At 48.8% G+C, this 641-nt stretch carries 1 protein-coding gene; it reads right to left on the reverse strand.

The annotated features are described in order from the left end of the window. Positions 1-641, reverse strand: a 641-nt coding sequence (locus tag CRJ00_RS02620; RefSeq protein ID WP_144038073.1) for a transposase, incomplete at both ends; no start/stop codon positions are given.

The raw sequence follows: 641 nt of genomic DNA on the forward strand, positions 1-641 counted from the left end.
ATAAAAGCTTTGTCTTTCCACTTTTTTGCCCATTTTCTGAGGTTATGGGCAATGGCCATCAATCCGAACTCCACAGCGACTTTCTCCAGTCCTTTCATTGTGAACCGGGTAAACCTGTTGTTGCTTTTCATCTGACCGAAAACAGCTTCCACTTCTATGGGTCGCTTGCTCCGATGGTACATTCCCTCTTCCGATAGCAGTCTTTCCCGGGCTTTATCCTTGAGCTGATTGAGCCTGTGGTTCACTTCAATGAGCCGATCGCCTTTAGCTTTATGGCACCCACTGCGCATCGGGCAGCCTTCGCATCGCCGAGCCTGATAACAGCTGACCTGGGCAGTGTATCCGTTGGCACTGACTCTGGTTGCATGACCGATAAAGCTGAGCTTTTGTCCTGCCGGACACACATAAAAGTCCTCCTGCTGGTTGTAATATAGGTTCTGTACCGAAAAAGGATCCTGTTTATCCTTGCGCTTTTGTTCCATATGGAAGTAATTGTACTTCACAAAAGCGGTTATACCCTGTCCTTCCATCAGCTCGTAGTTCTGCTCGCTACCATATCCGGCATCTGCGACGATGGATTCACTCTGTTTTCCGTAATGGGACTCAAAGCCTTCCAGGTGTTCGGGCAGGGTTGTGGTATC

This window comes from Sphingobacterium sp. 1.A.4 (genome assembly GCF_002734245.1).
GTDB lineage: Bacteria > Bacteroidota > Bacteroidia > Sphingobacteriales > Sphingobacteriaceae > Sphingobacterium > Sphingobacterium tenebrionis.